We start from the raw sequence: 24,591 nt of genomic DNA, 5'->3' as shown, positions 1-24,591 counted from the left end.
CATTGGTCGGTGGTAAAAGCAGGACATGCAAATTTTCAAACTGAAGAATTGGGTGTCAACGGTGGCCGTAACTGCAACCGCCGGGGGTGCGTTGTTGCTGAGCCCGGGTGTTTACGCCCAGGCAGGCGCAGCATGCCGCGACGCCGGTAGTCTGGAAGAGACCAACGCGTGCGCGGTCAAGGCCTACCAGGTCGCGGACACGCAGATCGCCATCCTCTACGGTGATGTGATGCGCGCCCTGTCGGCCCATGAACGCCCCCAGCTGCGCCAGGAGCACACCAACTGGCAGCGCGACCGCATCACGCGGTGCAAGCAGGCCACGCGCGCCAGCGAGTCAGAACCCGAGTGGCCGCGCCTGTACCACGACTGCCTCACCGCAGAGACCGAGAACCGCCGCAGAGGCCTGATGCGCTGGCTGACGCTGGACCACCCGTCTGCCAAGCCTTAAGAACTCCACCCCAGAACAACAAGAACCAACGAGACAAGCAGCATGGACTTTGAACTCACCGAAGAACAACGCGCCTTTGCCCAGACGGCCCGCGACTTTGCACAAGCTGAGTTCGCACCCCACGCCGCGCATTGGGACGAAGAAGGCATCTTCCCGAAAGAAGCCATCGCCAAGGCGGGCGAGCTGGGCTTTTGTGGCCTGTACGCGCCCGAAGCCGCTGGTGGCCTCGCCCTGCCCCGGCTGGACGCCACCCTGGTCTTTGAAGAAATGGCGGCTGTGGACCCCAGCACCACCGCCTTCATCACCATCCACAACATGGCCACCTGGATGCTGGGCACCTGGGCCACACCCGCCGTGCGCGACCACTGGGGCCCGCTGCTCACCACGGGTGAAAAGCTCGCCAGCTACTGCCTGACTGAGCCTGGCGCGGGCTCCGACGCCGCCTCGCTCAAGACCCGGGCCGAGCTGGTGGGCAACGAATACGTCATCAATGGCAGCAAGGCCTTCATCAGCGGCGCAGGCAGCACCGACGTACTGGTGCTCATGGCCCGCACCGGTGATGCGCAATCCGGCGCCAGCGGCATCAGCGCCTTTGCCGTGCCCGCCGATGCGCCCGGCATCAGCTACGGCAAGAAGGAGCAGAAGATGGGCTGGAACAGCCAGCCCACGCGCACCATCAGCTTCGACAACGTGCGCATCCCCGCCGACCACCTGCTGGGCCGCGAGGGCGAAGGCTTCAAGATCGCCATGAAGGGCCTGGACGGCGGCCGCATCAACATAGCGACCTGCTCCGTGGGCGCGGCGCAAGGCGCGCTTAACGCTGCCCAGCGATACATGCAAGACCGCAAGCAGTTCGGCAAACCCATCGCCAGCTTCCAGGCCCTGCAGTTCAAGCTGGCCGACATGGCGACCGAACTGGTGGCCGCGCGGCAGATGGTGCGCCTGGCCGCCAGCAAGCTCGACGCTGGTGCGCGCGACGCATCCACCTACTGCGCCATGGCCAAACGTTTTGCCACCGACGCAGGCTTCACCGTCATCAACGACGCCCTGCAACTGCACGGCGGCTACGGCTACATCCGCGAATACCCGCTGGAGCGCCTGCTGCGCGACGCACGCGTGCACCAGATCCTGGAAGGCACCAACGAGATCATGCGCGTCATCATTGCGCGGCGCATGCTGGATGGGGATGCGACGGAGGTGATTCGCTGAGCGCTTACTCCTGTTTTCATAGCTGCTAGCGCTTATCCAACGGGCGGTAGCAGCACATTTGAATCAGAACCCATGCCCGCCCGCCCCCTCTCCGACGAAACCCTGCACCTGATCGACGCCATCCGCACGGCGCTCGCGCACCGCAGCGACGTGGAAGAGCGGACCATGTTTGGCTGCTACTGCTTCTTTGTGGAGGGCAAGCTGTGCATTGGCATCAAAGGTGAAGAGCTGCTGGTGCGCCTGCCACCCGACCGCCATGGCGAACTGCAGGAGATGCAGAACACCCGCGAACTCTCGCCCGGCGGCGGCATGCAGGGCTACTTCTGGGTGGAGCCCAACGGCTACACCACACGCGCGCAGTGGAACTACTGGGTCGAAGAAGCCCTGGCGTACAACCCGCTGGCCAAGGCCTCGCCGCGCAAGAAGAAAACAGCCAACACCCCGGCTGCAGCGAAGAAAGCACCCGCCACCATCGGCACCAAGCCGAAGACAAAAGCCGCCGCGAAGAAGCACAGCATCTTCGAAGCCGACGACTGATCTGCCCCACCCCATCCGGAGCCCACCACCATGCCCCTACGCATCGTCCGCCTTGGCACCCCGCGCGCCGCCGGGGAAGGCACCCGCATCGGCACCGTGCGCCGCCCGCCGCGTGGCGTGCCCAAGGCCGAGTTCGCCACCCGCGACTACTACGACGTGTGGTACCCCCTGCTCTCCCCCAGCGCCGACCTCATGGCCCAGGGCCAGCAGGTGCCCACCGGCCAAGAAGGCGACAAGGACTGGGAGGCCTTCGCCAAACAGTTCCGCAAAGAGCTGGCCCAGCCCGAGGCGAGCCGCACGCTGGATTTGCTGGCCGCGCTGTCGCACCACAGCGCCATGTCGCTGGGCTGCTACTGCGAGGACGAAGCCCGCTGCCACCGCTCGGTGCTGCGCGCCGAGCTGGCCAGCCGTGGGGCCGACATCAGCCCCTAGATTTCAAGTTTTTTAGGCCGCTACCGCTCGATGGATAAGCCTTTCTAGCTATCAAATTCATACTAAATCCGCACCCATTCCCTTTCACCATCACAACGACATCCAGGAGCAACACAGCATGAAAATCGCATTCATCGGCCTCGGCAACATGGGCGGCCCCATGGCACACAACCTGCACAAGGCAGGCCACGAAGTGCGCGCGTTCGACCTCTCCCAACCCGCCCGCGACAAGCTGGCCGCAGACGGCGTGCCCATCGCCGCCGATGCCAAGGCGGCAGTCGCAGGCGCCGAAGTCGTCATCAGCATGCTGCCCGCCAGCCAGCATGTCGAAGGCCTGTTCCTCGGCGCGGGCGAGCTGCTGGCCCAGTTGCCTGCGGGCACGCTGATCATCGACTGCTCCACCATCGCTGCCGCCACCTCCCGCAAGGTGGCCGAAGCCGCCAAGGCCAAGGGCGTGGCGTTTATCGACGCGCCCGTCTCGGGCGGCACCGGCGGCGCCATTGCAGGCACCCTCACCTTCATGGTGGGTGGCGACGCCGCCGACCTGGAACGCGCCCGCCCCGTGCTCGAAAAAATGGGCGCCAACATCTTCCACGCAGGCAGCGTGGGCGCAGGCCAGACGGCCAAGATCTGCAACAACATGCTCCTGGGCATCCTGATGGCAGGCACCAGCGAAGCCATTGCCCTGGGCGTAGCCAACGGCCTGGACCCCAAGGTGCTGAGCGAAATCATGCGCCGCAGCTCGGGCGGCAACTGGGCGCTGGAAAAGTACAACCCCTTCCCCGGCGTGATGGAAACCGCGCCTGCCAGCAAGGGTTACGCGGGTGGGTTTGGGACGGACCTGATGCTCAAGGACCTGGGGCTGGCGCAAGAGAACGCGATGGCGGTGAAGGCTGCGACGCCGCTAGGGGGGATGGCGCGCAATTTGTATGCGGCGCACAGCCTGGCGGGACATGGGGCGCTGGATTTTTCCAGCATTATCAAGATGGTACAGAAGGGGTAATCGCTCTTCCGTTACAGAAAAACGCCAGCGTCTGCTGGCGCTTTTTATTGGACTGACCGGAGTGGAAAAGACTCCTCAAAACCCGGCGAGATTCACTTCCCATCGCGCTTCAGTTCCAGAGTGGAGACGTTGCAACGTTTGGCTAAGGGGCGGGCTTTAGCTCATCCCAGTGAGCGAAGCGAACGGTTTGAACCAGTTGTTATGTATCCTTGTCGCGAATCTCAGCTTTAACACGAAGCTCTTCAAGGTGCTCGCCAATAAACTCCTCAGTTACACCATACCTTTCCCATAAAGGCGCATAGATATCTTCAAGGATTTTGTCAGCGCGTTTGAATTTTGAAATTATTAATTGAAGTTCTTTCTTGATTTCTTGGCGGCCGACTGCGGAAACAAGATTCTCGGCATGCTCCCTGAAATAGTGATGGATCAATATATTTCGAAGCTCTAGTGCTTCACCAAGATATGATTCATCAGCTTCAGATATATTTGAGATACCTTTGGTTGATTTTAGCAATTGACCAAAGGTTTTCTTTGTTAGTGTACTGTATACATTATCAAATATCTCCTGACTCATAAGTGAAGCGCCAGGAAGATTTAGGACGATTGCAAGATTTAATGCTGAGTGCTCCAGCACCTGCGCCCAGTATGCTGCAAGACCAAAAAAAGCATAGGTCTCTTTTTCGCAACAATTATCGATTTCCGGAATTTCTAGGCTCATGTGGGCTTACCTAGTGCATAACGCCCTGAGTTCAGCCGCCGCGTAGCGGTCGGCTGCGACGTATGGTTAGAACTCTTTTTTGAAAGCATCTGATTTCAACCACTTTTCCCGGAGCTTTGGATACTGCTCACGATCATCATTGCTTGTGATGTCAATAAATGGATATGGAGTAAATGAATTATCTTTCTTGTATGCGTAAAGTGATTTTCCGGATAAATTGACTCCACCCTTATCTGCTAGATGCTGATTTACCAATTCGGACATTCTCTCCGCTGACTGCAAATCGTAGAAGTTATTCTTATACTGTACTTTTTCTACTCCATTTGGAAATCTGTAGACCACTCGCTCAATAGACTCTGAAATGTATAAAGTACAGAAACCAGTTCCGCACAGCATTTCCAAGAGATAGCATTTGACAGAGCGATGAACTCTGTATCTCTTGTCCCCTGTTGGGGGTTGCTGTATTTCTTTTGTCATGTGAACTTCTTACGTGATGTATCCCGCAAGCCTTGCGAAATAGACTGGGCCGTACGGGATACTCTGGACATTGATTCACCTTGGATGTGGCTCCGGGCCTATGTTTGCGGCCATAGAGCTGTTCAAAAATCCAGGTATAAAAATTCCATCAAACCCGGCTGCTTTAGCCGGTCAGACTATAGCTCGCGGAAGTGCGGAACCGGCGCGTCGGCGCTTCCTCGCGCCACCACCCGCAGTTGAGTATGATTCGCATCCCCTCATGCTGCGCCGCACCATCTCCACCCTGCCTTTCCACATCGTGCTTCTGCTGGTGGCGTCGTTCAACGCCCTGGCGGGCGCGCCCCTGCATGAGGGGCGGCACATCCAGGAAGTGGTGCGCAGCGCCACAGCCTCGGCAACCGCAGGCGATGTGGATGCGTTGGCAACCAGCTCCGCAGCCAGCGACGATCACAGCGAAGAGACACACTCCCCCTGCGTCTGGTGCCTGACCCACGCGCTGGAGGCGGGGCTGGCGCATGCACCGGCTCGCCAACCGCAAGTCCCCGCAGAACCCAGCGCCGTCGCGCCGCTCAGCGCAGCCCCCTTCACGGCCCAGCAGGTGCGCTGGCCGTTTGCAGCTCGCGATCCTCCGCCAGCCCAGCGGGCCTGACACGCGTCAGACCCCAGCCAGCCTGCGCTCTATAGCGCATCCCCTTCTCTTTTTCGCCCTTGCATTCACCCCCGTGGGGGTGCGGGCACGCGACCTTGTGCACCCGCCGCCACCCAAGCGGGTGTGGGCCGCGTTGCTCCTGGCTTTTGCATTCACCGCTTTTGGACTGGTTTGCCATGCGTTCTTTGTCTTCTCTTTCTTCCTCTCGCCTAGCCACCCCGCCACGCCCCACCTTGACGGCCATGGCGGCTGCCGCGTTTCTGGCATCCATGCACCCCGCCTGGGCCGCAGACGGCGATGTGGTCACGCCACCCACCCTGTCTGCCGTGGACGTGGTGGGCCGCAGTGCCTCGGGCACCTACTACGCCGACGAGGCCGAAGGTGCCAAGACCAGCCTGCCGCTGCGCGAGCTGCCGCAATCCGTTCGCGTGATGTCGCGTCAGACGCTGGACGACCTGGGCGCCACGCGGCTGGATGATGTGCTGGACTATGTGGGCGGGGTCTCGCGCCAGAACAACTTTGGCGGGCTGTGGGACAACATCGCCATCCGTGGCCTGCCGGGCAACGAGAACACGGGCATGGCGACACTGCTCAACGGGTTTTCGTCCAACCGGGGCTTCAATGCGCCGCGCGACCTGGCGGGGGTGGAGCGGGTGGAGTTCCTCAAAGGCCCGGCGGCGGCCCTGTATGGCAGCAGCGAGCCCGGCGGCACGCTCAACATCGTGAGCAAGAAGCCGCTGTGGAAGCCCGCGCATTCGGTGGAGGCCTATGCGGGCAGCTACGGCCTGGGCCGTGCGGCGCTGGACACCACAGGTTCCATCAATGACCGGCTGGCCTACCGCCTGAACGTGGCGGTGGAAGACAAGGGCAGCTTTCGCGATCATGTGCGCGCGCAGCGGCAGGTGGTGGCCCCGGCGTTGACCTGGAAGCTCTCGCCCGACACGGTGCTGGAGTACACGGCTGAATTTCTGCGCCACGCCACGCCGCTGGACCGGGGCGTGGTGGCGGTCAACAACCGCCTGGGCGCGGTGCCTGCCAGCCGCTTTCTGGGCGAGCCTGCCGATGGCGATGTGACGGTGACCAACCAGACGCACCAGCTGGTGCTGTCGCACGAGTGGAACCCCGACTGGCGCAGCCGCGTGGGGCTGTCGTACCGCGAGACGGGGATGGAGGGCTTCTCGACCGAGGCCACGGCGCTGCAGGCCAATGGCCGCACGCTGACGCGCCAGCGGCGGCATCGCGACTTCCAGTCGGACGACGTGGCCGTGCAGGCCGAGCTGCAGGGCAACCTGCGCACGGGCGGGCTGGAGCATGAGCTGCTGGTGGGGGTGGAGAGCTACCGGTTCAGCATGGATTCGGTGATGCTGCGGGTGAACCCCAGCGCTGCCGCGCCGTATGCCATCGACATCTTCAACCCCGTGTACGGCCAGGCGCAGCCTACACCGGGGCGCAACACCGACACGCTGGAGAAGCAGCGCAACGCCGCGCTGTATGTGCAAGACACCCTGAAGCTGGGTGAGCAGTGGCGCGTGATGGCCGGGCTGCGGGCAGACCACTACGACCAGAGCCTGCAAAACCGCATCACCAACCGCACCACGGCGCAAAGCCCATCGGCCGTGTCGCCGCGCCTGGGCGTGAGCTGGCTGCCCACGCCGGGGTGGACGGTGTATGCCAATGCGGGCAGTTCCTTCCGCCCCAACACGGGCAGCAATGTGGCGGGCAACGGCTTTGACCCGGAAAAATCCCGTGCGCTGGAGCTAGGCGCCAAGTGGGAGAGCGCCGACCAGCGCCTGGGCGCCACGGCGGCGCTGTTTGACATCATCAAGCGCAATGTGCTGACCAGCGACCCGCTGAACGCGGGCTTCTCCGCCGCTGCAGGCGAGGTGCGCAGCCGGGGGCTGGAGCTGGACCTGGCGGGCCGCCTGAGCACCCACTGGCGCGTGAATGCGAGCCTGGTGTTCAACGACGTGGACGTGACCCGCGACAACACGCTGGAGGTGGGCGGCCGCCTGCTGAACGTGCCCAAGGTCAACGGCAGCGTGCTGGCGGTGTACGAAAACCAGCTCGCCAACGGCCAGCGCTACGGCGTAGGCGGCGGCGTGACGCACATGGGCAAGCGCCTGGGCCAGGCCCGCACGCAGGCCGAAGCCAATGCAGGCACCGCCGCGTTTGAGCTGCCAAGCTACACCACGGCCAAGCTGATGGCGTACTGGCGCCTGAGCCCCACGCTGAACCTGTCGCTGGACGTGGACAACGTGTTTGACAAGGTGCACTACACCAGCTCGTACAGCCGTGTGTGGGTGGCGCCGGGGGCGGCGCGCACGGTCACCCTTGGCCTTCAGGCCAAGTTCTGAGTGGTGCCGGTGAACTGCATGACAGCACTTTCAGCCATCCCAAAGCCGGTGACCCGGCGACGCGCCTTGCAGGCCCCCGTGGCCGCGCTGGCGGCGGGCGCCCTGCCCGCTGCGTGGTCACAGGGCACACCACACGCCTCCGCCCCCGCACCGCTGCAAATCGTCGGCCCGTGGGAGATCAGTGGCCTGGCGCCCGCCAGCAGCGGCTATGTGTTCACACGCATGCAGGTCACCGAAACCCTGCTGGAAGCTGCAGACGACGGCCAGCCACGGCCCGCGCTGGCGCGGCTCTGGCGCCGGTCGGCAGATGGGCTGGTGTGGCACTTTGAGCTGCGGCCCGGGGCGCGTTTTCATGATGGCACGCCGGTGACGGCCGCCGCCGTGGTGCGCAGCCTGCAGGCCGCACAGGTGGCGCCCGCACTGCTGAGCCAAGCGCCCATCCAGTCCATCACCGCGCCTGACGAAGGCACGGTGCTCATCCGCCTGCAACGCCCCCACACCGCCCTGCCCGCGCTGCTGGCGCATTCCAGCACCATGGTGCTGGCCCCTGCCAGCTATGGCGCCGACGGCAAGGTGCGCAGCATCATTGGCAGCGGCCCCTACCGCATTGCGGTGCTGGTGCCACCGCAGCAGGTAGAGACGGTGGTGTTTGATGCCTACGACGGCCCGCGCCCCGCCATTGCCGCCGTGCGCTATCTGGCCGCCAGCCGTGCCGAAACTCGCGCGCTGATGGCCGAGAGCGGCCAGGCCGACCTGGCCTATGGGCTGGACCCGGCCAGCCTGCGGCGGCTGCAGCGCCATGCCCAAAACCCTGCTCTGGCGCGCCGCACCGCAGTGCGGATTGCCTCGGTCACGCTGCCGCGCACCGTCATCGTCAAGCTCAATGCGGGCCTGCCCGCGTTGCGCGATGTGCGCGTGCGGCAGGCGTTGAGCCTGGCCATCGACCGCGCGGGCATTGCGCTGGCGCTGATGGGCGACGAGGCGCTGGCCGCCACGCAGCTGCTGCCCCCCACGCTGGGCGCGTGGCACAACCCGCACCTGCCCCCGCTGCAGCACGACCCCGAAGCTGCCTCGCGCCTGCTGCGGGCCGCGGGCTGGCAGCGCCACAGCGACGGCCTGCGCGATGCTGAGGGCCAGCCGCTGCACCTGGTGATCCGCACCTTTGTGGACCGGCCCGAGCTGCCGCTGATCGCCACCGCCTTGCAGGAGCAATGGCGGCTGGCGGGCATGGCGGTGAAGGTGAGCATTGGCAACTCGGGCGACGTGCCCCGGGGCCACCGCGACGGCAGCCTGCAACTGGCGCTGGCTGCGCGCAACTACGCCAACGTGCCCGACCCCACAGGCACGCTGGCGGGCGACTTTGCCGCCCAGGGCGGCGACTGGGGCGCCATGGGCTGGCACAGCGACACCGTGGTGCAGGCCCTGCACGAGCTGACGCGCACCCAGACGCCGCCCGAGCGCACGCGCGCGCTGCGGCAAACCATCACGCACACCCTGCAAACGGAGCTACCCGTGATCCCCGTGGCGTGGTACCGCCAGCATGTGGCCGTGGCCCCCCGGCTGGCGGGCGTCACGCTGGACCCGCTGGAGCGTTCTTACCGCCTGACCGGCATGGAGTGGAACAACCCATGAACTCCTTGATTTCAAAACCCTGGGCCGCCCTGCTCGGCCGCAGGCTGGTGCAGGTGCTGGCCGTGTCGCTGCTGATCGGCACGCTGTGCTTTTTGATGGTGCGCGCCCTGCCGGGCGACCTGGCCATGCGCGTGGCGGCGGGCCGCTATGGCTATGACCTGGTGAGCAACGCCGCCGCCGACGCCGTGCGCGCGGAGCTGGGGCTGGACCGCCCCGGCTGGCTGGCGCTGCTGCACTGGTGGCGCGACATGGCCACCTTCAACCTGGGGCAGTCGCTGGTGTCGCAGCGATCGGTGTGGCACGAGGTGACGCACCACCTGGGCGCCACGCTGCGCCTGTCTGCCGCCGCGCTGGCCATTGCCTTTGCCGTGGGCGTGCCACTGGGCGTGTGGGCTGGGCTGCGGCCCCAGGGCTGGGTGGACAAGGCCAGCTGGCTGATGGCCGTGGTGCTGCGCGCGCTGCCGCCGTTTTTGCTGTCGGTGCTGCTCATCCTGCTGGTGGCGGTGCAGTGGGGCTTTTTGCCTGCGGGCGGTGACGAGAGCCAGGCCAGCCTGGTGCTGCCCGCACTGACGCTGGGGCTGGGCCTGGCCGCCGGGCTGGCGCGGGTGACCCGCGCTGCGATGCTGGAGGTGGTGGTGTCGCCCTTTTTTGAATTTGCGCGCACCAAGGGCCTGAGCGACTGGCAGGCGCTGGTGCGCCATGGCCTGCGCAATGCCGCCGTGCCGGTGACAGCCTACCTGGGCGTGCAGGCGTTGTTCTTGGTGGAGGGCGCGCTGGTGGTGGAGACGCTGTTTGCCTGGCCCGGCATTGGCCATGCGCTGGTACACGCCGTGTTTGGGCGCGACATCCCTGTGGTGCAAGGCACGGCCTTGTGCATGGGCGTGCTGTTTGTAGTGTTCAACCTGCTGGTGGATGCGGCGTGCCTGGCGCTGGACCCCCGGCATACCCAGAAGGTGGCTGCATGAGTGCTGTGCCTTCCACTCTTTCCTCGCCAGTTGGCGGCTTGGTGGCCCAGCCTCGCTGGCCGCTGCGCACCATGCTGGGCCTGACCATGCTCGGCCTGCTAGCGCTGTTTGCCCTGCTCGGCCCCTGGCTAGTGGGTGCCAGCCCGGTGGTGCAAGACCTGCGCAACACCCTGGCGCCCCCCAGCGCCCAGCACTGGCTGGGCACGGATGTGCTGGGCCGCTCGGCACTGGCACGGCTGGCGCATGCGGCGCAGCTGTCGCTGGGCATGGCGCTGCTGGCGGCAGTGAGCGCCGCCGTGCCCGGCACCTTGCTGGGCATTGCCGCCGCATGGCGCGGTGGGCGCACCGAGCGGGCGCTGCTCATGCTGTCGGACTCGGTGCTCGCCATCCCCGGCCTGCTGCTGGTGCTGCTGGTGGCAGCCCTGGCGCCCGGTGCACTGTGGGCGCTGTATGCGGGCCTGTCGGCGGCGCTGTGGGTGGAGTACTTCCGCGTGAGCCGTGCGGTGGCCCGGCCCGTGCTGGCGGGCGATGCGGTGCAGGCATCGCGCCTGCTGGGTTTTGGACGCAGCTATGTGCTGCGCCGCCACCTGCTGCCCGCGCTGGCACCCACGCTGGGCACGCTGCTGGCCTTCACCACCTCACAGGCCGTGCTGGCGCTGGCCGCGCTGGGTTTTGTGGGCGTGGGCATGCAGCCGCCCACGCCCGAGCTGGGACTGATGATGACCGAGGCCATGCCCTACTACGAAGAAGCCCCGTGGCTCATTGCCGCCCCCACCGCCCTGCTGGTGTGGCTAGTGGCCGCGATGATGCTGCTCAACCCCGACCGGGAGACCGCATGACCACGCCTTTTAAATCCGACGCCCTGCTGGTCGTGGAGGGCCTGGGCATCCAGGTGGGCGGCAAGCGGCTGCTGCGCGACATCGGCTTCAGCCTGCGGCCGGGCGAGGCGCTCACGCTGGTGGGCGAAAGCGGCGCAGGCAAGTCGCTGCTAGCCCAGGCCATCATGGGCAACCTGCCGCCTGCGCTGCAGGCCACAGGCCAGATCACGCTGGATGGCACCAGCACCCGCGCCCAGGACGCCGCCGCGCGCCGCGCCCTGTGGGGCCGCAAGCTGGCGCTGCTGCCGCAAGAGCCCTCGCTGGCGCTCAACCCCCTTGCCCGCGTGGCACCGCAGCTGGCCGAGGTGTACCGCCTGCTGCACCAGCAGCCCCCCAGCGCCGCCAGCGCGCAGGCCGAACAGGTGCTGAGCGCTGCGGGCCTGGGCGGTGCAGGCAGCCACTACCCCTGGCAACTGTCGGGCGGTATGGCCCAGCGCGCCGTGGCCGCCATCACCCTGGCCGGGGGCGCCCCGGTGCTGATGGTGGACGAGCCCACCAAGGGCCTGGACGCGCATTGGCGCGGCCGCATGGTGGAATTGTTCCAGGGCGTGCTAAAGGCAGGCGGCTGCCTGCTCACCATCACCCACGACATGCAAGTGGCGCAGGCGCTGGGCGGCCAGGTGATCGTGCTGCGCCACGGGCAGGCGGTGGAGCAAGGCGACATCCACACCGTGGCCGCCGCGCCGCAGCACGCCTTTACCCGCCAGTTGCTGCAGGCCGACCCGGCCCGCTGGCTGCCGTTTGCCGAGCCCACGCTGGGTGAGCCCGTCGTACAGGCGCATGGCATCTCCAAAGCCTATGGTGCGCAGAAGCTGTTTGCGCCGCTGGACCTGGAACTGCACAGCGGTGAACGCATCGCCGTGCAAGGCCCGAGCGGCACCGGCAAAAGCACACTGGGCAATGTGCTGCTGGGCCTGGTAGCGCCCGACACCGGCCGTGTGGAGCGCAGCTCCCGGCTGCGCCCGTATGCGTTCCAAAAGCTGTACCAGGACCCGGTCAGTTCGTTTGCTCCGCACATCAGCCTGGCCCAGTCGCTGCGCGATGCCGCCCGCCTGCACCGCTGCGACTGGAAGGCGGTGCAGCAGCGCCTGGCCCAACTGCGTGTGCCCGAAGACCTGCTGGCGCGCAGGCCCGACCAGGTATCGGGCGGCGAGCTGCAGCGCATTGCGCTGGCGCGGGTGCTGGTGGCGCAACCGGCGCTGCTGTTTGCGGATGAGCCCACCTCGCGCCTGGACCCGATCACGCAGCAGGAGGCCATCCAGGTGCTGCTGCACGCGGTGCAAGACACCGGCGCCGCGCTGATGCTGGTGACCCACGACCCGCACCTGGCCGCCGCCGTGGGCACGCGCACGCTGGACTTTGCAAGCAGCGATCAGCCCACCGCCGCTATGCTCGCCGCATGACAGCGACACCCTCCCGCACCCTCTGGATCATCAAGACCGGCGACACCCTGCCCGCCCAACGGGCCCGGCATGGCGACTTTGAAGACTGGATTGCGGGCGGCCTGAACCAAGCCCCCGCCAGCACGCAGCTGGCGCTGCAGACACTGGACGCCCGCACCGCCACCGCATGGCCACAGCCCGGCCAGATAGCGGGCGTGGTGGTGACCGGCTCCCCCGCCATGGTGACCGACCGCGAACCCTGGAGCGAGCGCACCGCCGCATGGCTGGCCAGCGTGGTGGCGGCCCGGGTGCCTGTGCTGGGCATCTGCTACGGCCATCAGCTGCTGGCCCACGCGCTGGGCGGCGAGGTGGCGCGCCACCCCGCCGGGCTGGAGATAGGCACCGTGGCCGTGCAGCGCCTGGCCGGTGCCGAGGGCGATGCCCTGCTTGGCCACCTGCCAGCCCGCTTTGGCGCCCAGGTGGTGCACGAGCAAACGGTGCGGCGCCTGCCCCCGGGTGCCGTGGCGCTGGCCGCAAACGCCCACGAGCCGCACCACGCGTTCCGCGTCGGCCCCTGTGCCTGGGGCGTGCAGTTTCACCCCGAGTTCAGCGATGCGGTGATGCGCGACTACGTAGCGTGTTTTGCGCCTGCTCTGCAACGCGCGGGCATGGATGTGGCAGCGCTGGAGCAAGGTGTGCAGGCCACGCCAGAATCGGCCAGCCTGCTGGCACGTTTTGCGCAGCTGGCGGCAGCGGCCGCCACTTGAAATCTCAATGAAAATTGGCTCTAGCGCTTATCTATCAAGCGCTAAAAGCTATCAACACAATAGCAAATCCTCTGCTGCGATTGCTTTGCATTGGGCGTAGCGCCTCGCCAGTGCATCACCCGCCGCAGCCCCGGCGCACCGCCGATTTCTCGGATTCAGTGGACTAGGAAGCTAGGAAGCGGGCTTCAAACACCTCGGCGGCCACCGGCCTGCTGAGCAGGTAGCCCTGGATTTCGTCACAGCCCAGCAGCGCGAGCCGGCCGCATTGTTCGTCCGTTTCTACGCCTTCGGCAACCACCTTGAGCCCCAGCGAGTGCCCCATGTTGATGATGGCGGAGACCAGCGCCTGCCCTTGCGGTCCGGTGTCCATCCCCATGATGAAAGAGCGGTCGATCTTGAGGGTGTCAGCGGGCAGCGTGGCCAGGTAGCTCAGTGATGAGAACCCGGTGCCGAAGTCATCAATGGCAATCGTGATGCCCATCTCGCGCAAGGCGTGCAGGCTGCTACGGCTGTGCTCCACATCCTCCATGACCATGCTCTCGGTGATCTCCAGCTCCAGCCCGGCCCCTGCGGCCGGGTCAAAGGCCAGCGCCTCGCGCACCTCGGCCACAAAGCTGCGGTGACGCAGCTGCAGAAACGACACGTTGACCGCCACCCGCAGCGGCGCATGGCCGGCCTGCCGCCAGCGCTGGTTGTCTGCCAGTGCCTGCCCAAGCGCCCAGCGCCCCACGTCGTAGATAAGGCCGGTTTCCTCCAGGATGGGGATGAAAAGCCCCGGCGGCACCAAGCCACGCTCAGGGTCGTTCCAGCGGATCAGGGCCTCTGCGCCTGCCAGGGCGCCACTGGACAGGCACCGCTTGGGCTGGTAGTGCAGAACAAACTGCCCGCGCTCCAGGGCATCGCGCAGGCGGCCCTCCATGCCCAGGGCCTCGGCCACGCGGGTATTCATCTCCGACATGTAGAACAGCAGGCTGTCTGCCGACGCCTTGGCCTTGTTGACGGCGGCCTCCGCATTGCGCAGCAGCGTTTCGGCATCAGCGCCATCCATGGGGTACAAGGCCACGCCAGCCTTGGCGGCCATGCGCAGCTCGGTGCCGCCCAGCGCAAAGGGTGTATCAAAACAGGCGCGCAGGAGGTAGTCCACCGCCATGGCCACCGCGCCCGCGTCGCGTGCGTCGGTCACAGCGATGCCGAAACTGTTGATGCCGATGCGTGCCACGTCGTACACATCGCGGCTGGCGTGCTGCAACCGCTGCGCGACCTGCTTGAGGAGTTCGTCGCCCATCTGCCGCCCCAGCGTGTCATTGACAAAGCGAAAGCGGCTGATATCCATCAGCGCAATACCCATCAGAGGCCGTGTGCCCTCACGCGGGCGCAGGTGCTGGCCGGTGCGCTCCAGAAAAAGGGTGCGGTTCGGCAGCCCGGTGATTTCGTCGTAATAGGCCAGGTAGCTCAGCCGGTCTTCCTTGTCGAGGTGGTCCAGTGCAAAACCGATGTCGCCGGACAACTCTGTCAGCAGCTTCATCTCGGCCTCGTCGAAGAAGCCCACCTCGTCTGCCAGCAGGGCCAGTGTGGCGGCGACCTCCTGGCCCACCAGGATGGGCAGTACCGCAATGCTGGCCACACCCCGTTGGCGCAGTTGATCGCGCAGCATCACGCGTGGGTCGCCGCTGATGTCGTCGCACAGCACGGCCTTGCGAGTGCGCACCACTGCGGCGGCGAGGCTTTCACCCGGTGTGGGAACGTCAAACAAACCCAGTCGGTCGCGGATGTTGTGCACAAAATCAGCCTCAACGCCCGACAGTCCCACCGGCACCACCTGCTGCGCCGCGCGGTCCACGCGGCCTATCCAGGCGATGCGGAAATGGCCGTGCTCCACCGCAATGCGGCAGGCCTCGCGGAACAGTTCCTCGCGGTCGCGCACCCGCACGATCAGGGTGTTGATGCCGCTGAGCATCGCGTACACGCGGTTCAGGCGCTTGATCTTGCGCTCGGCCTCACGGCGCTCGGTAATGTCTTCACCGAGCGCGGCCACGCCCGTCACCTGTCCGCCCACAGAGCGCAGCACGGTGTTGTTCCAGTGCACCAGGCGCCGCTCGCCCGAGCGGGTGAGGATCTCGTTGTCGTAGTGCCAGGCCGAAGGCCGGTCCGCCAGCACATCGGCAAACACGCTGCGCACATTGCCCATCTCAGGGGGCACAAACATGTCAAACCAGTTGCGGCCCGCGATCTCTTCACGCTCCCAGCCTGTCAGGCGCAGCAGGTAGTCGTTGCAATAGGTGATGCGCCCTTCGCAGTCGAGCATCAGCGAGATCATCTCGACCTTGTCGAGCATGTCATTGAAACGGCGGTCGCTTTCGTGCAGCTCTTCCTCGGCGCGTTTCTCCCGGGTGACATCCTGGATGGTGTTGAACCAGCGGCCCTGCTCGCCCCGGCCAGCCTCATCCTCCAAGGGCTCCATCACCTGGCGCAAATGCAGCAGTTCGCCATCTGCGCGCAACAGGCGGTAGGTGAAATCCAGGCGGGCGCCTTGCTGTGCGGCCTGCAGCGCATGCTGGCGGAACATGTCGCGGTCTTGCGGGTGTACCAGCGCCAGCCACTCGCGCGCGGACTTGGGCATGGCATCGGCCCCCAGCCCCAGCATATCCGGCAGCGTGTCCAGCCAGCTCTCGAAAGCACCATCAGCACCGCTGATCACATGGGTGATTTTTGCCAGTGCCTGCGCCCTTCGCAGGCTGGCTTTGCTGGCGCGCAGCGCGTCCATGGCCCGCTGGCGTTCGAACACTTCCACCTGCAGTTGCTCGGCATGCTTCTGGATCTCGATATAAAGGCTGCCGTTTTCGTAGATACGACCCACCTGCGCGCCCAGGACGGCCAGGACTTTTTCATCGTCGGCCGTGAACGCATCTTCCCCCTGCTTGTTGGCCAGGCAGATCCAGCCATAGGAGAACGAGAGCGAAGTGATGGGCGCAATCAAGCCAGTGTGCAGCGGCGGGTAGCCTGCAGGCAGGCCGATATCGCTCGGCGCACCGCTTTCATTGACCAGCCGCTCAGAGCGGCGCGCAGCGCGCAACTGACCCAATAGGCCGTGCGATACCACGGGCAGGTCCAGCAGCCCGCTCAGCGCAGGTTCGATGCCGCTGGTGCACACGATGGAGGCATCGCTTTGCTTGCGCACCACACACAGCACCGCATACTGCGCCCCCACCAGTTCGCGCGCGCCACGGCATACATTGGCCAGCAGCACCTGCGGGTCGCGCTCGGAGGCCAGTTGCAGGTTCAGGTCGGTCAGGGCCGCCAGACGCCGGTTCATGGCCTCCAGCTCGGCGACGTTGCCCGTGAGCTTGTCCGTCATGAGCTGCAGGTGCCGGGTCTGAAAACTGTGCTCCATCGGGTGGAAGGGCTGCGGCGGCACCTGCGACAAGGCCTGCTCAATGGCCGAGGTGATGTCCTGTGGCTCGCAGGGCTTCACCAGCACCTGCGTCACCCCACAGGCCAGGGCCAGGTTGCGGGCCTCTTGCTCGCGGTAGTGCGCGCTGTAGAAGATCACCTGGGTTGCGGCGAGCTGGTGGTCTGTGCGCAGCTGGCGCACAAACTCGTACCCGTCCATGGTCGGCATCAGGATGTCGGAGATCACCAGATCGGGACGCTCGGCACGCACCAGGGCGAGGGCCTCGGCACCGTCTGCGGCCTCCAGGGCCTGGTGGCCACTGTGCCCGATGAGCGTGACCACCAGCGCACGGTTGGCCGGCAGGTCATCGACAACAAGGATCTTGGCCATGCTACCCGGGGTCCAACGTCAGGCTGCGCCCGGCGGCGCGTGGAATGAAGAACCCAGAAACGCCTCGACCTGGCTCACGAAGGTTTCGGGCGTGATGGGCTTGGACAGGTGCTCGTCAAAACCCACCTCAAGGGCCTTTTCGCGGTCACCCGGCATCGAAAAAGCGGTCACAGCCACCAGCGGCACCACACGCCACCCATGGTGCGAGCGCAGGCTCTGTGCCACCTCATAGCCATTCATCACCGGCATTTGCAGGTCGCACAGGATCAGGTCGGGCCCCTCGGCCAGCGCCAGCCCCAGGCCCAGGGCGCCGTTTTCGGCGGCCAGCACACGGTGGCCCGCGGCTTCCAGCAGGTAGGTGACGAGTTGCCGGCTGGCATCATCGTCTTCGATGACCAGGATGGTGGCTTTCATGGGCTGGTCTCCTGAAACTCCACAATGAACGTGCTGCCCTGCCCTTCGGCGCTCTCCAGCCCCACACTGCCCCCCAGCGCTTCGGCAAGCTTGCGGCTCAGGTGCAGGCCCAGGCCGGTGCCTTCGTGGTGACGCCGGTCGGCGCTTTCGACCCGGGAGAAGGCCTCGAAAAGCCGCGACTGCTCCTGCAGCGGAATGCCAGGCCCGGTGTCGCGCACCTGAACCTGCACAGTGCGCCCCTGGGCCGACAAGGTCTCCTCAAGCACCACATCCACACGCCCCTGCGGCGTGAACTTGATGGCATTGCCCACCAGATTGATCAGAATCTGGCTGAAGGCCCGGCGGTCGGTGTGCAACTGAACTGCCTGGGCGGGGGCATACACATTAAACACCAGGCCCTTGCGCACGGCCTCGGGCTCCAGCGTGGCGGCGACCTCGGCAACAATGCTGCGGCAATCAAGCAGCTCCTTGTGGAGCGACACCTTGTTGGCGCTGAGCTTGGCCACATCGAGCAGGTCGTTGATGAGCGAAAGCAGATGCCGCGCCCCAGTCTGCACGATGCGCAACTGCTTGTCCTGCTCCGGGTTGAGCGGCCCCGGCAGCTGCATGAGCAAGGTGCCCGTGAAACCGATGATGGCGTTCAGCGGGGTTCGCAGTTCGTGGGACATGCTGGCCAGAAAGCGGTCTTTGACCAAGGCGGCATTTTCAAGCTCCAGGTTCTTGTCGCGCAAGGCCCGCTCGATCCGCTTGCGCTCCGTCACATCGCGGATCGCGCTGGAGACAAACAGTCCTTCTTCCGTCTCCAGCGGGCTCAGGCTGATCTCGACTGGAAACTCGGAACCATCCTTGCGCAAACCATACAGATCAAGGCCAGCCCCCATGGAGCGGGAGCGTGGTTCGGCAAAAAAGCCGCGGCGGTGCTCAGGGTGCCGACCACTGAAGCGTTCTGGCACCAGCAGCTCGATCTTCTGACCCAGAAGTTCGCTGCGGCTCCAGCCAAACAGTTTCACGGCCTGCGAGTTGACGAGCACGATGCGGCCGTCGCGGTCAACGATGACCATCGCGTCCGGCGCGGCTTCGAGCAGGTCCTTGAACTTCTGGTCGGCCCGCTTGCGGTCGGTGATGTCTCGGATCGCGCTCATCACCATCGCGCCTTCTTCGGTGTCGATCGGGCTCAGGCTGATCTCCACTGGAAACTCGCCGCCATCCTTGCGCAAGCCATGCAGCTCCAGCCCCGCCCCCATGGTGCGCGTGCGCGGCGCCCCAAAGAACCCGCTGCGGTGCCCCAGGTGCGCGCCCCGATAGCGGTGTGGTAACAGCACCTCCACGGCCTGCCCTAGCAATTCGGTCCTTTCATAGCCAAACACGCGCTCGGCCTGGGAGTTGACCAGGACGATGCGGCCTGTCACGTTGACCATCACGATCGCGTCGGGTGTGGATTCGAGCAGGTCACGGAACCGCGCCTCCAGAAGCTTGGCCTCGCGCTGGACCTTGAGCTGGGTGACATCCTTCTTGCTCGACAGAAAGTACAGCAGTTGGCCAGCTTCGTCGCGCACGGCCTTGGTGGACACGTTGACATGCACCAGCGATCCATCCTTGCGGCGGCGCACCGACTCGTGCACGGTGCTGCTCAGGCCCCGCAGGGCCTCGGCCCGGATCTCGTCTTCTTCGTGGGCCCGGTTCTCGGGAACGATGAGATCAATGAGGCGCCTGCCCTGAGCCTCTGCCGGTGCATAGCCAAAGATCGCTTCGGCAGCCGGGTTCCAGTTGAGCACCACCCCCTCAGGCGACAGCACCAGCAGCGCATCGGGGTTTTGCTCCCAATATGCGGCAGAAAAATCAGATGCCATGCAGAACTCCCTGTGGGGACCCATCCCTCTGCATCCCGTTGTTGTGTTTGTGTGCGACTGCGGATGCAAGCCCGTGCCATCGCCCGCGCGGGCCCATGGCTGGACCCATCTTAGGCGGGAAGCCTCCCGATTGCCAACTCTGAAATGCCACAGCCAGTTCCGCGCCGCCGACCATCGGGGCAGTTTGGCCCTGGGCGGAGCCCTGCAGCCGCCAGACGACAAAAAGCCCCTGCACCAACAAGGGAACAGGGGCTTGCGAAACGGCGCAAAAGCCGCGCTGGCTTACATGTGGTCGATCATGACCTGGCCAAAACCCGAGCAGCTCACCTGGGTGGCTCCGTCCATCAGGCGGGCAAAGTCGTAAGTCACTTTCTTGGAGGCTATCGACTTCTCCAGCGAACTGATGATCAGGTTTGCGGCCTCGATCCAACCCATGTGGCGCAGCATCATCTCGGCCGACAGGATTTCGGAGCCGGGGTTCACATAGTCCTTGCCTGCATATTTGGGGGCCGTGCCGTGGGTGGCTTCAAAACAGGCCACCGAGTCGGACATGTTGGCGCCAGGCGCAATGCCGATCCCGCCCACCTGGGCTGCGAGCGCATCGGAGATGTAATCGCCATTGAGGTTGAGCGTGGCCACCACCGAATACTCGGCCGGGCGCAGCAGGATCTGCTGCAGGAAGGCATCAGCAATGCTGTCCTTGATGGTGATGTCCTTGCCCGTCTTCGGGTTCTTGAGCTTGCACCACGGGCCGCCGTCGATCAGCTCGGCACCGAACTCCTTTTGCGCCAGGGCGTACGCCCAGTCGCGGAAGCCACCTTCGGTGTACTTCATGATGTTGCCCTTGTGGACGATGGTCACGCTGGGCTTGTCGTTGTCGATGGCGTACTGGATGGCCTTGCGCACCAGGCGTTCGGTGCCCTCGATGGAGACGGGCTTGACGCCGATGCCCGAGGTGTTGGGAAAGCGGATTTTCTTCACGCCCATCTCGTCCTGCAGGAACTTGATGAGCTTCTTGGCCTTGTCCGACTCGGCTTCGAACTCGATACCGGCATAGATGTCCTCCGAGTTCTCGCGGAAGATCACCATGTTGGTCTTTTCGGGCTCTTTCAGCGGCGAAGGCACGCCCTTGAAATACTGCACGGGGCGCAGGCAGACATACAGATCCAGCTCCTGGCGCAGTGCCACGTTCAGCGAACGGATGCCGCCACCCACGGGCGTAGTCAGCGGGCCTTTGATCGACACCACGTACTCGCGCAACACCTGCAGGGTTTCTTCGGGCAGCCACACATCAGGGCCGTAGACCTTGGTGGATTTCTCGCCCGCATACACCTCCATCCAGTGGATCTTCTTCTTGCCGCCATAGGCCTTGGCCACCGCAGCGTCCACCACCTTGATCATCACCGGCGTGATGTCGAGCCCCGTGCCATCGCCTTCAATGAAGGGAATGATGGACTGGTCCGGCACATTCAGCGACATGTCGGCATTGACCGTGATTTTCTGGCCTTCGGCAGGCACCTTGATGTGCTGGTAGCTGGTCATGGAAGGGGTGTCTCCTGTGGAAGCTGAAGCAGATTCAGCAAATGGGGCAAAGCGCTCGGTAGCCAGTCAATTCTAATGACAATTTTTTGGGCAAAGTCCCTGCCAGCCTGCGCGCCGCTGCTATCGTTGCGGGCGAAGCCGTGCAGGTTTGCGCGGCTTCAGATCCTCTCTTTCAACCCCTTCACTGGAAACGGCATATATGAAAAAACTCCTCGCTGTCCTGGTGGCTGGTCTGTTGGGTGCAAGTGCTTTTGCACAGGCGCCTGCAGCCGCTCCGGCCCCCGCCCCTGCAGCCCCAGCGCCCATGGCTGCACCCGCTGCACCTGTAGCTGCTGCCCCGGCACCCGTCGCCAAAACCAAGGCAAAGGCCAAGGCCACCAAAACGGCCAAAAAGAAAACCACCAAGAAGGTCGCCAAGAAAAAGACCACCCACAAGGCAGCCTGACGCTGGCATGCAGCACCCTTCGCGGGGTCATGCACATTGCTTCAAAATCGCCCGCTACTGCGGGCGTTTTCTTTTTCCGTTCTTTTCCCCTTCTTTTGCCCGCCGGTTCGGCGCCCCTTGTGCGGACGCTGCCCCCTTGTCCAGAAAGCCTTGCCCATGACCGCTTTTGCACTTGCCTTGCCTTTTTCCGCTGCCACACGGCGCACCGTGGCCGCCGCGCTGTTGACCGCTGCTGCGGGACTGCCGTTCACCACGGCACAGGCCCAGGACGGTCCCCAGCTGAATTTGCAGCGTGTGGAACTGACCGCAGGCATGCACCGCATTGACGCCCAGGTGGCCGCCACGCCCCAGGAGCGCCAGACCGGCCTGATGCATCGCAAGGAGATGCCCCAGCACGAGGGCATGCTGTTTGTGTTTGAACAACCCGCGCAGCAGTGCTTCTGGATGAAGAACACGCTGCTGCCGCTCACAGCAGCGTTTGTGGATGACGACGGCACCATCGTGAACCTGGCCGACATGAAGCCCCAGACGCTGGATTCGCACTGTTCGGCAAAACCGGTGCGCTACGTGCTGGAGATGAACCAGGGATGGTTTGCCAAGAAAAACATCAAGGCAGGCGCCAAGCTGGGTGGAGCGCTGTTCAGCCGCAAGTGACGCAGGACCACCCAGCGACTTGCGCAGATCGGGATGCCACAGCCGCATAGCCCTTGGCCCTGGGCCCTGCCGCTTGCCCAAGCGCTGTCTTGCCGACATCGCACTCCCATGATCCGGGAGTGCAACTTACTATCATTTATATAGCTACCAGCGCTTATTCAGCAAGCGCTAGATGCCAAAAACGCCTCAAAATCCCCAACAAAAAACGGCCCGAAGGCCGTTTTTTGTTGCCCACAGACCTCAGTCCGTCAGGACAGGTCACTCGCGGGGCGCGGATCGCGCATCAGGCGAAGTTGGCTTCGGCAAACTTCCAGTTCACCAGCTTGTCGAGGAAGGTCTCAACGAACTTGGGACGCATGTTGCGGTAGTCGATGTAGTACGCGTGTTCCCACACGTCCACGGTGAGCAGCGCCTTGTCGGCGGTGGTCAGCGGCGTGCCGGCGGCGCCGGTGTTGACGATGTCCACGCTGCCATCGGCCTTCTTCACCAGCCAGGTCCAGCCCGAACCGAAGTTGCCCACGGCAGACTTCACAAACGCTTCCTTGAAGGCTGCGTAGCTGCCCCACTTGGCGGTGATGGCTGCAGCCAGTGCACCAGAAGGCTCACCGCCGCCCTGGGGAGCCATGCAGTTCCAGAAGAAGGTGTGGTTCCAGATTTGCGCTGCATTGTTGTAGATGCCGCCGCTCGACTTCTTGACGATCTCTTCGAGCGTCATGGCTTCGAACTCGGTGCCCTTTTGCAGGTTGTTCAGGTTCACCACATAGGCGTTGTGGTGCTTGCCATGGTGGTACTCCAGGGTTTCCTGGCTGTAGTGCGGAGCCAGGGCATCGATGGCGTAGGGCAGCGGGGGAAGGGTATGTTCCATGGTGGTGTTTCCTTGTGGTTTGAAATTCCGGGATGCCATCTGCAACGCTTTTCTTTCCTGAGCAATGCAGTCGGACACAGCGCGAAGGGGGCATTGTAGGAACATCAGGTGACCTGTGCAGCGTGAGGCCACCCAGATCCGGTCTGCAGCACCACAAACCGCTGCTGTCCTACAGAGGCGCGCCTTCTACCGCGCCGCGACATCACCCCGTTACAGCAGTCGCGGCTGGGCCACCGTCACGTCCACCACGCCATCGGCCAGTGTGGCGCGCAGGGCATCGCCAGGCTGGGCCTGGCGCACGCTGGTCACGGCCCGGCCCTCGGTATCGGTGAGCAGCGCGTAGCCGCGCTGCAGCACCAGGCGCGGGTCGAGCAGCTCCAGCCGCAAGGCCGCGCGGTCGAGCCGCTCGGCCTGCTGCACCAGGCGCCGTTGCATTTTTTGAGGGAAATCGGCCTCCAGCGCTTTCTGGGATTGCGCAAGCCGCTGCAATTTTAATAGCACTCCATGGCGCATGCGCTGGGCCAGGCGTGCCAGTTGCATCTGCTCACGCGCCACCAGGCCCGACGGGCGGCCCAGCCGCGCCGCCGCCTGGTCCAGCCGCTGGTGCCGGGTGTCGAGCTGGCGCTGCACGCCGTCGCTGATACGCCCAGCCAGCAGCCCGAGCGCCCCCAGCCACACATCGCGCGGCTGGGCCACCAGCTCGGCGGCGGCGGTGGGCGTGGGGGCGCGCAGGTCGGCGCAGAAGTCGGCGATGGTGAAGTCGGTCTCGTGCCCCACCCCGCTGATGAGCGGCACCGGGCTTCGCACGATGGTCCGGGCCAGTTGTTCGTCGTTGAAGGCCCAGAGGTCTTCGATGGAACCGCCCCCGCGCACCAGCAAGATCACGTCAATGGGCGGATTTTTGGTCAAATCAGCCCCTGACGCCTGTCCCGCTTGCACAAGCAGATACAGTTTTGATAGCGCCGCAACCAGCGAAGCAGGTGCTGCGGCGCCCTGCACCTGCGCAGGCACCAGCACCACCGGTATGTGCGGGACGCGACGGCGCAGCGCCGTGACCACGTCGTGAAGGGCCGCAGCCCCGGTGGACGTCACAAGGCCAATGCCACGCGGCTGCAAAGGCAGCGGGCGCTTGCGGGCGCTGTCGAACAAGCCTTCCGTTTCGAGCTGCGCCTTCAGGCGCAGGAACTGCTCGAACAACGCGCCCTGCCCGGCCCGCTGCATGCTTTCCACAATGAACTGCAGATCGCCCCGCGCCTCGTACACCGACAGGCGCCCGCGCACTTCCACCAATTCGCCATCGCGCGGCGAAAAGTCAAGCAGGCTGGCGGCGCGGCGGAACATGGCGCAGCGCAACTGGCCGTTCGCGTCTTTGACCGAGAAGTAGCAATGTCCGCTGGATGCGCGCGAGAAGCCCGTGATCTCGCCGCGCACCGCGACAGGATTGAAGCGCGCCTCCAGAGCATCAGCAATGGCGCGGCATAGCGCGCCAACTTCCCAGACGCGCGGCGCCGCTGCGGGGCTGGGGCGCTCAAACATGAGAAACGGCGGGCGTTTGCGCCGCGCGCACCGCGCAAGTACTCCACAGAATC

General features: G+C 64.9%; 22 protein-coding genes. 14 read left to right on the top strand and 8 right to left on the bottom strand.

Features of this window, described 5'->3' with window-relative positions; translation table 11 throughout:
* Positions 1-25: 25 nt before the first annotated feature.
* From ACQ4MJ_RS07435 to mmsB, 5 genes are all read left to right on the top strand, one after another.
* Positions 26-448, top strand: a complete 423-nt coding sequence (locus tag ACQ4MJ_RS07435) for a lysozyme inhibitor LprI family protein (RefSeq protein WP_431149374.1) — start codon at positions 26-28, stop codon at positions 446-448.
* A gap of 42 nt (positions 449-490) precedes the next feature.
* Complete coding sequence (locus ACQ4MJ_RS07430; protein ID WP_431149375.1) at positions 491-1,657, top strand: acyl-CoA dehydrogenase family protein; 1,167 nt, start codon at positions 491-493, stop codon at positions 1,655-1,657.
* 72 nt (positions 1,658-1,729) lie between these two features.
* Positions 1,730-2,194, top strand: a complete 465-nt coding sequence (locus ACQ4MJ_RS07425; RefSeq protein ID WP_431149376.1) for a TfoX/Sxy family protein — start codon at positions 1,730-1,732, stop codon at positions 2,192-2,194.
* A 30-nt stretch (positions 2,195-2,224) separates the two neighbouring features.
* Positions 2,225-2,626, top strand: coding sequence for a DUF488 domain-containing protein (locus ACQ4MJ_RS07420; protein WP_431149377.1), 402 nt, complete (start codon positions 2,225-2,227; stop codon positions 2,624-2,626).
* Positions 2,627-2,702: 76 nt separating this feature from the next.
* Complete coding sequence (mmsB, locus tag ACQ4MJ_RS07415; protein WP_431173706.1) at positions 2,703-3,629, top strand: 3-hydroxyisobutyrate dehydrogenase; 927 nt, start codon at positions 2,703-2,705, stop codon at positions 3,627-3,629.
* A 199-nt stretch (positions 3,630-3,828) separates the two neighbouring features.
* Here mmsB and ACQ4MJ_RS07410 read toward each other — a convergent pair whose 3' ends face one another.
* Together ACQ4MJ_RS07410 and ACQ4MJ_RS07405 are read right to left on the bottom strand one after the other, a co-directional pair.
* The gene (locus ACQ4MJ_RS07410; RefSeq protein WP_431149379.1) at positions 3,829-4,347 is read right to left on the bottom strand and encodes a hypothetical protein; all 519 of its coding nucleotides are present in this window, start codon (positions 4,345-4,347) and stop codon (positions 3,829-3,831) included.
* A 66-nt stretch (positions 4,348-4,413) separates the two neighbouring features.
* Positions 4,414-4,824: a hypothetical protein gene (locus ACQ4MJ_RS07405; protein WP_431149380.1), complete on the bottom strand. Its 411-nt coding sequence runs from the start codon at positions 4,822-4,824 to the stop codon at positions 4,414-4,416.
* A gap of 259 nt (positions 4,825-5,083) precedes the next feature.
* Here ACQ4MJ_RS07405 and ACQ4MJ_RS07400 point away from each other — a divergent pair, with 259 nt between their 5' ends.
* From ACQ4MJ_RS07400 to ACQ4MJ_RS07370, 7 genes are all read left to right on the top strand, one after another.
* Positions 5,084-5,473, top strand: coding sequence for a hypothetical protein (locus ACQ4MJ_RS07400; RefSeq protein ID WP_431149381.1), 390 nt, complete (start codon positions 5,084-5,086; stop codon positions 5,471-5,473).
* A 269-nt stretch (positions 5,474-5,742) separates the two neighbouring features.
* On the top strand, positions 5,743-7,827 hold the full coding sequence (locus tag ACQ4MJ_RS07395; protein WP_431173705.1) for a TonB-dependent siderophore receptor: 2,085 nt from the start codon (positions 5,743-5,745) through the stop codon (positions 7,825-7,827).
* An 18-nt stretch (positions 7,828-7,845) separates the two neighbouring features.
* Positions 7,846-9,459 (top strand): ABC transporter substrate-binding protein, encoded by a 1,614-nt coding sequence (locus tag ACQ4MJ_RS07390; RefSeq protein WP_431149384.1) that lies wholly within the window; start codon positions 7,846-7,848, stop codon positions 9,457-9,459.
* Positions 9,456-10,424, top strand: coding sequence for an ABC transporter permease (locus ACQ4MJ_RS07385; RefSeq protein ID WP_431149385.1), 969 nt, complete (start codon positions 9,456-9,458; stop codon positions 10,422-10,424). Before ACQ4MJ_RS07390 ends, ACQ4MJ_RS07385 begins: the two co-directional genes overlap by 4 nt.
* Positions 10,421-11,263, top strand: coding sequence for an ABC transporter permease (locus ACQ4MJ_RS07380; protein WP_431149386.1), 843 nt, complete (start codon positions 10,421-10,423; stop codon positions 11,261-11,263). The genes ACQ4MJ_RS07385 and ACQ4MJ_RS07380 overlap by 4 nt, the downstream gene beginning before the upstream one ends.
* On the top strand, positions 11,260-12,705 hold the full coding sequence (locus ACQ4MJ_RS07375) for an ABC transporter ATP-binding protein (protein WP_431149388.1): 1,446 nt from the start codon (positions 11,260-11,262) through the stop codon (positions 12,703-12,705). The genes ACQ4MJ_RS07380 and ACQ4MJ_RS07375 overlap by 4 nt, the downstream gene beginning before the upstream one ends.
* Positions 12,702-13,451, top strand: coding sequence for a glutamine amidotransferase (locus ACQ4MJ_RS07370; protein ID WP_431149389.1), 750 nt, complete (start codon positions 12,702-12,704; stop codon positions 13,449-13,451). The genes ACQ4MJ_RS07375 and ACQ4MJ_RS07370 overlap by 4 nt, the downstream gene beginning before the upstream one ends.
* 163 nt (positions 13,452-13,614) lie before the next feature.
* Here the strand turns inward: ACQ4MJ_RS07370 and ACQ4MJ_RS07365 are convergent, their stop codons facing one another.
* The 4 genes from ACQ4MJ_RS07365 to icd all read right to left on the bottom strand — a co-directional run bounded on the left by ACQ4MJ_RS07365 (position 13,615) and on the right by icd (position 21,038).
* Positions 13,615-17,232 (bottom strand): EAL domain-containing protein, encoded by a 3,618-nt coding sequence (locus ACQ4MJ_RS07365; protein WP_431149390.1) that lies wholly within the window; start codon positions 17,230-17,232, stop codon positions 13,615-13,617.
* Positions 17,233-17,250: 18 nt separating this feature from the next.
* Positions 17,251-17,646, bottom strand: coding sequence for a response regulator (locus ACQ4MJ_RS07360; RefSeq protein WP_055396057.1), 396 nt, complete (start codon positions 17,644-17,646; stop codon positions 17,251-17,253).
* Positions 17,643-19,496, bottom strand: coding sequence for a PAS domain S-box protein (locus ACQ4MJ_RS07355; RefSeq protein ID WP_431149391.1), 1,854 nt, complete (start codon positions 19,494-19,496; stop codon positions 17,643-17,645). Before ACQ4MJ_RS07355 ends, ACQ4MJ_RS07360 begins: the two co-directional genes overlap by 4 nt.
* Positions 19,497-19,778: 282 nt before the next feature.
* Positions 19,779-21,038: an NADP-dependent isocitrate dehydrogenase gene (gene icd, locus ACQ4MJ_RS07350; protein ID WP_431149393.1), complete on the bottom strand. Its 1,260-nt coding sequence runs from the start codon at positions 21,036-21,038 to the stop codon at positions 19,779-19,781.
* Positions 21,039-21,237: 199 nt separating this feature from the next.
* On the opposite strand from icd, the gene ACQ4MJ_RS07345 reads away from it, so the two are divergent.
* The gene (locus ACQ4MJ_RS07345; protein ID WP_055396052.1) at positions 21,238-21,483 is read left to right on the top strand and encodes a hypothetical protein; all 246 of its coding nucleotides are present in this window, start codon (positions 21,238-21,240) and stop codon (positions 21,481-21,483) included.
* Between the two features lie 156 nt (positions 21,484-21,639).
* Positions 21,640-22,137: a DUF192 domain-containing protein gene (locus ACQ4MJ_RS07340; protein WP_055396050.1), complete on the top strand. Its 498-nt coding sequence runs from the start codon at positions 21,640-21,642 to the stop codon at positions 22,135-22,137.
* 283 nt (positions 22,138-22,420) lie between these two features.
* Here ACQ4MJ_RS07340 and ACQ4MJ_RS07335 read toward each other — a convergent pair whose 3' ends face one another.
* Together ACQ4MJ_RS07335 and xseA are read right to left on the bottom strand one after the other, a co-directional pair.
* Positions 22,421-23,002 carry a superoxide dismutase gene (locus ACQ4MJ_RS07335; RefSeq protein ID WP_121506237.1) on the bottom strand — a complete coding sequence of 194 codons (582 nt, stop codon included), beginning with the start codon at positions 23,000-23,002 and terminating at the stop codon, positions 22,421-22,423.
* 210 nt (positions 23,003-23,212) lie between these two features.
* Positions 23,213-24,538, bottom strand: a complete 1,326-nt coding sequence (gene xseA / locus ACQ4MJ_RS07330; protein WP_431149394.1) for an exodeoxyribonuclease VII large subunit — start codon at positions 24,536-24,538, stop codon at positions 23,213-23,215.
* Positions 24,539-24,591: the final 53 nt, after the last annotated feature.

It is taken from the genome of Acidovorax facilis (assembly GCF_050626955.1).
In the GTDB taxonomy this organism is placed as follows: domain Bacteria; phylum Pseudomonadota; class Gammaproteobacteria; order Burkholderiales; family Burkholderiaceae_C; genus Acidovorax; species Acidovorax facilis.
Note: the sequence above shows the minus strand (reverse complement) of the source record. Positions and strands in the feature narration are given on the sequence as shown.